Annotated in this window: 2 protein-coding genes; both read left to right on the top strand. The window is 74.1% G+C overall.

Annotated features, from left to right (window positions below):
* On the top strand, positions 1–4,266 hold a 4,266-nt coding region (locus ACVV2G_RS32975; RefSeq protein WP_453846445.1), incomplete at its 5' end, for an SDR family NAD(P)-dependent oxidoreductase.
* Between the two features lie 311 nt (positions 4,267–4,577).
* The coding region (locus ACVV2G_RS32970) for a type I polyketide synthase (RefSeq protein ID WP_453846444.1) at positions 4,578–7,296 on the top strand (2,719 nt) is incomplete at its 3' end.

Here is a 7,296-nt window from a genome sequence, read left to right as displayed (position 1 = left end):
GGTGAGATCGCGGCGGCGCATGTGGCGGGGGTGTTCTCGCTGGAGGACGCGTGCGCGTTGGTGGCGGCTCGGGCGCGGTTGATGCAGGAGCTGCCCGCCGGTGGTGCGATGGTCGCCGTGCAGGCCACCGAGGCGGAGATCGTCGAGCGGTTGACCGACGGCCTGTCTCTGGCGGCGGTCAACGGCCCGGAGTCCGTGGTCGTCGCGGGGTCCGAGGCGGAAGTGGGTGCGCTGGCGGACGCGTTCGGGGGTGAGGGGCGTAAGGTTCAGCGGTTGTCGGTCAGTCATGCCTTCCATTCGGCGTTGATGGAGCCGATGCTGGAGGCTTTCCGCCGGGTGGCGGAGGGGCTGGTGTATGCCGAACCGCGTGTCCCGGTCGTCTCGAACGTCACCGGTGCGGTGGCCGGGCCGGGGCAGCTGACCACTCCCGGGTACTGGGTGGAGCATGTCCGGCAGACCGTCCGGTTCGCCGACGGAGTACGGGCCCTCGCCGGGGCCGGTGCCGACGTGTTCCTGGAGATCGGTCCCGGCGGCGTCCTCACCGCCCTCACCCAACAGACCCTCGACAGCCGTGACGGAGCCGCGGACGGCGTCGCGGTGCCCGCCCTGCGGTCCACGCGCCCGGAACAGCACGCCCTGCTGACCGGACTCGCCCGACTCCACGTCTGCGGCGTACGCGTCGACTGGGCCGCCTGGTTCCACGGCACCGGCGCCCGCCGCGTCGACCTGCCCACCTACGCCTGGCAGCACCGCCGCTACTGGCCGCGTCCCCTCGCCCACGCCGCCGACATCCCCGGCGCCGGCCTCACCCCGGCCGGGCACCCCTTCCTCGGCGCCGCGGTCTCCCTCGCCGGCGCCGAGGGCGTCCTCCTCACCGGACGCCTCGGCCTGCGCACCCACCCCTGGCTGGCCGACCACACCATGGGCGGTGTGGTCCTCTTCCCCGCCACCGGCTTCCTGGAACTGGCCGTCCGCGCGGGCGACCAGGTCGGGTGCGGACGCGTGCAGGAACTCACCCTCACCACCCCCCTCGGTCTCGACCCGAAGGGCGCCGTCACCGTCCAGGTCCGCGTCGGCGCCCCCGACGTCTCCGGCGGACGCCCGCTCGGCATCCACACCCGGCCCGCCGACGCCGCCGACGACGCACCCTGGACCCAGCACGCCACCGGCGTACTGACCCCCGGCGAGCACGTCGTCCCCTTCGACACCCCTGCCTGGCCGCCCGCCGACGCCGACCCCGTCGACCTGGCCGGCTTCTACGAGCGCACCGAGTACGGCCCCCTCTTCCAGGGCCTGCGCGCCGCCTGGACACGCGGCGACGAGGTCTTCGCCGAACTCGAACTGCCCGGCCGCACCGACGAGACCGCCCTGTTCGGTCTCCACCCCGCGCTGCTCACCGCCGCCCTGCACGCCGTGGAGTACGTCGACCTCAAGGACGCCGACCAGGGGCTGCTGCCGTTCTCCTGGGCCGGTGTCACCCTGCACGCCTCCGGTGCCGCCCGGCTGCGGGTCCGCATCGCCAAGGCCGGCGAGGACACCGTGTCCATCGCCGCCGCCGACACCGCGGGACGGCCCGTCCTCTCCGTCGAGTCGCTGGCCCTGCGGCCCTCGTCCGCCGCCCGCCTGCTGGGGCCCGGGGCCGCGGACCGTGCCTCCCTGCTCGGCCTGGAGTGGGTCCCCGCCGACCCCGGGACCGTGCCCGCCGCCACCGGCCCCCGCGTCGCCCTCGGCACCGACCCCTTCGCCACCGGCACCACCCTCGCCTCGCTCTCGCAGGTCACCGAGGACCACACCCTCGTCCTCGTGCCCATGCCCGGCGGTGACGACGCCGAGGCCGCCGGTCCCCGTGACGATCCGGCGGCCGGCACCCACGCAGCCGCCCGGGCCGCCCTCGCACTGCTCCAGGAGTGGCTCGGCACCCCGCGGCCCACCGGGTCCCGCCTCGTCTTCGTCGCCCGCGGCGCCGTCGCCGCCCGGCCCGGCGACCCGGCCGTCGATCCCGCGGGCGCCGCCGTGTGGGGCCTGATCCGCACCGCCCAGGTCGAACATCCCGGTGCCTTCGCCCTCGTCGACCTGGAACCGGGCGCCCGGCTTCCCCTGGACGACGTGCTCGCCGTGGACGAACCCCAGGCCGCCGTCCGCGACGGACGGGTGCTCGTCGCACGGCTCACCCCGCTGGACCCGCCCGCCGCCCAGGACGGCCCCGAACTCCCCGACGTCTTCGGCGGTGCCCGCGGCGGCACCGTCCTCGTCACCGGCGGCACCGGCACCCTCGGTTCCGTCACCGCCCGCCACCTGGTCGCCCGCCACGGCGTCACCCGGCTCCTGCTGGCCGGCCGCCGCGGCCCGGACGCCCCCGGCGCCGACGCGCTCCGTGCCGAACTGGAGGCGCTGGGCGCCCACGTCACCCTCGCCTCCTGCGACGTCACCGACCGCGACGCCCTGGCCGCGCTGCTCGCGGACATCCCCGCCGGCCACCCCCTCACCGGCGTCGTGCACGCGGCCGGAGTCCTGGACGACACCGTGCTCACCACGCTCACGCCCGAACGCCTCACGGCCGTCCTGCGGCCCAAGGTGGACGCCGCCTGGCACCTGCACGACCTCACCCGGGACCTCGGCCTCGACGCCTTCGTCCTCTACTCCTCCATCTCCGGTGTCACCGCCCGCGCCGGGCAGGCCAACTACGTCGCCGCCAACTGCTTCCTCGACGCCCTCGCCCAGCACCGCGCCGCCCAGGGCCTGCCCGCCCTGTCCGTCGCCTGGGGAGCCTGGGACCTCGACGACGGCATGGCCGGCGACCTCCTCACCGACGCCGGCCGGCAGCGCATCCGCTCCGGCGGCATCGACACCCTGCCCCACGACCGTGCCCTCGCCCTCCTCGACACCGCCCTGCACCTCGACGCACCGCTGGTGGTCGCCACCGCCCTGGCGACGCCCCAGGGCATCGTCCACCCCGACGAGGTACCGCCGCTCATGCGCGGCCTGGTCCGCACCCCGCGCCGCACCACCTCGGCCGCGGCCCCGCACCCGGCCCGCACCGCCGAACCGGCCTCCTTCCGGGAGAACCTGGCCTCCCTCGGCCCCGCCGAGCAGGAGACCGCCCTCCTCGACCTGGTCGTCGCGTGCGCCGCGGAACTCCTCGGGCACACCGACACCGCCGACGTCGACCCCGACCGCGACTTCCTGGAACTCGGCTTCGACTCCCTGATCGGCATCGAACTGCGCCGCAAGCTCAGCGAGGCCACCGGACTCCAGCTCCCCGCCAGCATCGTCTACGACAGCGGTTCCCCGAGCGGCCTCACCGCCTGGCTGCGCACCGAACTCGGCGCCCAGGGCGGCGCCGCCCCGCAGACCGGCGCCGGCGGTGGCCCCGCCGAGAACGACTCGATGGAACGCCTCTTCCTCGACGGCCTCGCCCAGGGCAAGCTCCGCGAGGCCCAGCGGATGCTCGCCACCGTCGCCGCGCTCCGCCCCTCCTTCGAGGTCACCGCCGAACTCGAGGACCTGCCCTGGCCGGTGACGCTCGCCGAGGGACCCGCCCCGTCCCGGCTCGTCTGCGTCAGTGCCCCCACCGCCAACGGCGGCGTCCACCAGTACGCCACCCTCTCCGGCCACTTCCGCGGCAAGCGGGACGTCACCGCCCTGCCCCTCATCGGCTTCAACACCGGCGAGGCCCTGCCCGCCCACCCCGAGGCGGCCGCCCGGGTCATCGCCGAGAGCACCCTCCAGGCCGCCGACGGCAAGCCCTTCGTCCTCGTCGGCCACTCCTCCGGCGGCTCCCTCGCCTACGCCGCCGCCGGCGTCCTGGAGAGCACCTGGGGCATCCGCCCCGCCGCCGTCGTCCTCCTCGACACCCTCAGCATCCGGCACCACAGCGACGAGGGCGTCGACTACAACGGCATGATGAAGTTCAACTTCACGGCCGTGGACGACTCCCCGGTGCGCCTCACCAACTCCCGGCTGTCCGCCATGGGCCGCTGGATGGTGCTGCTCAACGCGCTCGACGTGCACCCCACCACCGCGCCCGTCCTGGAGATCAAGTGCACCCGGGCGCTCATCGAGGGCGTTCCCGCTCCCGACCCCGAGCGCCTGCACGAGCCGGTCGTCCCGGACGCCACCGTGCGCCCCCTGGACGCCGACCACCTCTCCCTCATCCGCGAGGACTCCGGCCCCGCGGCCGACCTCGTGGAGGAGTGGCTCACCGCCCTGGAAGGCACCGCCAGCTCCGACGCCCCCTCCCCGCGGGAAACGGCCGTGGCCGGCTGACCGCACTCCGTTCGGCAGGCCCCGGTCCGGTGGTCGGCTGACCGTACTCCGCCAGGAAGGCCCCGGTCCCGTGCCCCACCACGGACCGGGGCCTTCCGGCTTGGTACCCCCCTCGACGCACTTTAGGGAAACCCGCAGTCCGGGACGGCCAGACTGGCCCCCGGACCGGGTCGGCCTGTCGCCCCGGACCGGATCTGCCGGACGGGCGCCGCGCCCGCCGGCACATCCAGCAGTGTCGGGGCGTGGAATCCGGAAATCGCCGCTCTTCGCTTCTCGCGCATTCCGGAATCTCATGGAGAGGTGGGCACCTGATGTCGAACGAGGACAAGCTCCGCGCGTACCTCAAGCGGGCCGTGGCCGACCTCCAGGAGGCCCGTCAGCAACTGGGCGAGGCCGAGAACCGGGACCGCGAGCCCATCGCCGTCGTCGCCATGGCCTGCCGCTACCCCGGCGGTGTGCGCTCACCCGAGGAACTGTGGGAGCTGGCCAGGGACGGCGTGGACGCCATCTCCGCGTTCCCCGCCAACCGCGGCTGGGACCTCGACCGCCTGTTCCACCCCGATCCCGCCCGCCACGGCACCACCTACGCGCGCGAAGGCGGCTTCCTGCACGACGCCGGCGAGTTCGACCCGGCGTTCTTCGGGATCTCCCCGCGCGAGGCCCTCGCCATGGACCCGCAGCAGCGCCTGCTCCTGGAGACCTCCTGGGAGACGCTGGAACGCGCCGGGATCGCACCCGACGCACTCGCCGGCAGCACCACCGGCGTCTTCGTCGGCACCGGGCACGGCGACTACGACGGTGCCGCACGGGGGCGCCAGGAGGAGGTCGCCGGACACCTGCTCACCGGCAACACGGTCGCCGTCGCCTCGGGCCGCCTGTCCTACACGTACGGCTTCGAGGGCCCCGCCGTCACGGTGGACACCGCCTGCTCCTCCTCGCTGGTGGCGCTGCACCTGGCCGTGCGCTCCCTGCGCCAGGGGGAGTGCTCCCTGGCCCTGGCCGGCGGCGCCACGGTCATGTCGACGCCGAAGATGTTCACCGAGTTCGCCCGGCAGCGCGGTCTGGCCGCCGACGGCCGCTGCAAGGCCTTCGCCGCCGCCGCCGACGGGACCGCCTGGTCCGAGGGCGCCGGTCTGATCCTGCTGGAGCGCCTGTCCGACGCCCGCCGCAACGGCCACCCCGTCCTCGCCGTGATCCGCGGCTCCGCCATCAACCAGGACGGCGCCTCCAACGGCCTGACCGCCCCCAACGGCCCCTCCCAGCAGCGGCTGATCCGGCAGGCCCTCATCGACTCCGGTCTCACCTCCGCCGAGGTCGACGCCGTCGAGGCGCACGGCACCGGCACCACCCTCGGCGACCCCATCGAGGCGCAGGCACTCCTCGCCACCTACGGCCGCGACCGGGGCGACGGACGACCGCTGCTGCTCGGCTCCCTGAAGTCCAACACCGGGCACACCCAGGCCGCGTCCGGCGTCGCCGGCGTGATCAAGATGGTGCAGGCCATGCGCCACGGCGTCCTGCCCAAGAGCCTCCACATCGACGCGCCCACCCCGAACGCCGACTGGGAGGACGGCGGAGTCGAACTGCTCACCGAGCACACCGCCTGGCCGGAGACCGGCCGTCCGCGCCGCGCCGCCGTGTCGTCCTTCGGCGTCAGCGGCACCAACGCCCACCTCGTACTCGAGCAGGCCCCGGCCGAGGACGTACCCGAGGCCCCCGTCCCCGTTCAGGACGCGGGTGGGTGGTGGCCGTGGGTGGTGTCGGGCAAGTCCCGTGCGGCGGTGGCGGAGCAGGCGGCGCGGTTGGCGGTGTCGGTGCGCGGGTCGGATGTGCGAGTGGTGGATGTGGCGCATTCGCTGGCGGTGACGCGGGTGGCGATGAGTGAGCGGGCGGTGGTGGTGGGCCGCGACGTGGAGGAATTGCTCGCCGGTCTTGACGCGCTGGCGGTGGGTGGGCCGTCCGCCCGGGTGGTGGAGGGTGTTGCGGGTGAGGGTTTGGGGGGTGTGGTGTTCGTTTTCCCGGGTCAGGGTTCGCAGTGGGCCGGGATGGCGGTGGAGTTGCTTGATACGTGTCCTGTGTTTGCGGCGCGGATTGCGGAGTGTGCGGGGGCGTTGGCTCCGTTTGTGGAGTGGTCGTTGCTGGATGTGCTGCGTGGTGTGGGGGGTGCGGCGTCGCTGGAGCGGGTGGATGTGGTGCAGCCCGCGTTGTGGGCGGTGATGGTGTCGCTGGCCGAGGTGTGGCGTTCGCGGGGTGTCGTGCCGGCTGCGGTGGTGGGTCATTCGCAGGGGGAGATCGCTGCTGCGGTGGTGGCGGGTGGTCTGTCGTTGGAGGACGGGGCCCGGGTGGTGGCGTTGCGGTCGCGGGCGCTGCGTGCGTTGTCGGGGCTGGGCGGCATGGTGTCGGTGGCGCGTGGTGTGGACGAGGTGCGTGGGCTGCTGGCGGAGTACGAGGGCCGTATTGGTGTGGCGGCGGTGAATGGTCCGTCGTCGGTGGTGGTGTCCGGTGATGCGGATGCTCTGGACGAGTTCGTGACCGTGTGCGACGGGGCGGGGGTGCGGGCCCGTCGTGTCGCGGTGGACTATGCGTCGCACTCCGCTCATGTGGAGCGGATCGAGGGGGAGTTGGCGGAGTTGCTGGCTCCGGTGGCGGCTCGGTCGTGTGAGGTGCCGTTCTACTCGACGGTCGTGGGTGAGGCGATCGACACGGCGGGTCTGGATGCCGGGTACTGGTATCGGAATCTGCGGGGGACGGTGGAGTTCGAGGCGGCGACGCGTGCGTTGCTGGCGGACGGTTTCCAGGTGTTCGTGGAGGTGAGTGCGCATCCGGTGGTGGCGACGGGGGTGCAGGAGACGATCGAGGACGCGGGGGTGCGGGCCGGTGTGGTGGGGACGCTGCGCCGTGACGAGGGCGGGCTGGAGCGGTTCACCCTGTCGCTGGGTGAGGCGTGGGCGCTGGGCGCCGGCGTCGACTGGGACGCGTACTACGAAGGCACCCGGCCCCACCGCGTCGACCTCCCCACCTACCCCTTCC

It is taken from the genome of Streptomyces sp. JK94 (genome assembly GCF_053613315.1).
Note: the sequence above shows the minus strand (reverse complement) of the source record. Positions and strands in the feature narration are given on the sequence as shown.